This is a genomic window from Methanofastidiosum sp. (assembly GCA_013178285.1).
Taxonomy (GTDB): domain Archaea; phylum Methanobacteriota_B; class Thermococci; order Methanofastidiosales; family Methanofastidiosaceae; genus Methanofastidiosum.
Genome location: JABLXD010000092.1, coordinates 1 through 2,360, shown reverse-complemented (window position 1 = coordinate 2,360; position 2,360 = coordinate 1). Strand labels below are relative to the sequence as shown.

Below are 2,360 nucleotides of genomic sequence, written 5' to 3'. Positions count from 1 at the left end.
TTATACACAGCCTCGATAAGAATCCACATAATCCACTTATAGATGGCAGAACACATCGTGATATTGATTCAGACCTTAATCTTGAGGAATTAGTAAATAAAGTAAGATCAAAATTAAATTGTCTGGTAATCTTAGCACATCCAGAAGAAGATAAAGGACTTTTAAAATCTTTTTCTAATAAAGAAGCTGCTAATTATATTTGTCGTTTAAGGTTTGATGCTCTTGAATACATATCAGATACCTGGAAAGATAGATTAATTAGTACAAATCGTTTAAGCGAGAATTTTTTCAATAAAATTGCAACACTTGAAACCTCAGATCCTAAATCTCTTGATGATATTGGTAATAAACTAAGAAACGGAAAACCAAGAGCAACTTACATTAAATTAAGTGATTTTTCGCTTTCATCTTTAAAACTGGCTCTTCATGACCCAGAAGTAAGAGTGAGAATTTACGAATTGCCTGAAATGTTTCACAATAGAATTACTAATATTGTAATTAATGGAACAACATTTTTAAAAGATATAGATTTAAAAATGAATCCTGAGCTTAACACATTAATAGGTGGAAGAGGTGTCGGAAAATCAGCAATCATTGAATCGGTAAGATATTGTCTTAGCTTACCAATATTTGCTGACACTTTACAGAAGGAAGAGTTTGTTTCAGCAGTGTTAGGAAGTGGTGGTGAGGTTTACGTGGGTATTGATAAATACTTTGGACAAAAGAAGACCTCATACAAAATCAAAAGAATAGTTGGCAAAGAACCAGAAGTATATGATGAGAATAACGAAAAAATATTTCTCAATCCCACAGAAATATTCGAAAAAGAGAAAAATCCAATCATTATTGGTCAGAAAGAACTATATGTCATATCTCAGGATGGAAAATTCCTTTTACAACTTATAGACCAATTTATAGGCGATAAAATCAGAATAAAGCAAAAAGACTTTGAAGACCTAAAAGTTAAACTTAATAATAATGGCAAAATGATCATAGAATTAGAGAAAAATCTTACTAGAAAATATGAATATGAACAGCAACTCAGATCAATAGAATCTAAAATAAAAGATTACGAAAAAATCGGTGTTGTAAAAAAGTTGGAAAGATATACACAAATCCTTGAAGATGATGAAAATATTATTTCCGCAGACAGAAATTTTCAAGAACTAAACCATAATATTGAAAATATCCTAAACCTATCAATCCAAAAAATTTCGGAAGTGATCTTATCTTTAAAAAGAGGAAAAAGTGAAAAAAAACAAATTCTCGAAACGTTAGCTGGGGAATTCGAAAGAATAAAAAACATCATAGAGGAAAACCAGATTGTGCAAGAACTAAATAATATTTATGAGACAAAAATTAAAGAAATTATTAGAAGTTGGAATAGCGAAAAAGAAAAAGCCGAAAAAGAAATCGAAGATGTAAAAAGAAAATTAGGTGAGGAAAATCTCCAACCAGAAAAACTTGAAGAGCTAACAAGACAAAAAGCTCGGATAGAGTCACTAATGAAGGAATTTAAGAAGCATGAAGAACAACTTGAATCCATGAAAACAAAAAGAAAGACAATTAAAGAAATAATTAATAATTTAAGATACGAATTATTTAAAATTAGAGAAAATGAAATCCGAGATCTTAACCAGAAACTCAAAGATAAAGTAAAAATAAATGTCATTTATGAAGGGGAAAAGAAAGAATTTAAAAAATACTTCACAAATCTTATTCAAGGTTCTGGTTTACATAAAGATGCTATTGATTCCCTTATTGAGGCAGAGGGGATTGTTGTTGATGGGATTTTGATAAGTGAATTTATAAAAACAGGAAAAGATAAAATTGTAGAGAAATTTAATCTAACTGATAAAATGGCTGAAAAACTAATCGAATATCTTAAAGACAAGAATAAACTATTTGAACTTGAAACATTATTCCCTGAAGATAAGATAGAAATAGAATTGAAAGTTGATGAAAAATTTGTTTCTTTGGAGAAACTATCACCAGGCCAAAAAGCAACTGCCTTACTTCTTATGATGTTTATAATGGAAGATAGAATTATCATCCTTGACCAACCTGAAGAAGATCTAGATAATCGTTTTATTTACGAAGATGTTGTTAACATATTAAGAGGTCTTAAGGGTAAAAGACAGATTATAACCGCCACTCATAACGCCAACATACCAGTAATTGGGGATTCGGAATTAATCCTTGTTTTAGATAAGCAAGATGATCAATGTAAAATAATTGACAGAGGTTCAATTGATAAAAATAGTATAACAGAAAAAGTTAAAGATATTATGGAAGGCGGTGAAGAGGCATTTTCTAGAAGAGCAGAAAAATATGGAGGGATTGTATGAATGAACTTGAGC

1 protein-coding gene is annotated in these 2,360 nt (G+C 29.9%); it reads left to right on the top strand.

Annotated features, from left to right (window positions below; translation table 11 throughout):
• Positions 1 to 2,348, top strand: a 2,348-nt coding sequence (locus tag HPY60_11860) for a hypothetical protein (protein NPV51871.1), incomplete at its 5' end; no start/stop codon positions are given.
• Positions 2,349 to 2,360: the final 12 nt, after the last annotated feature.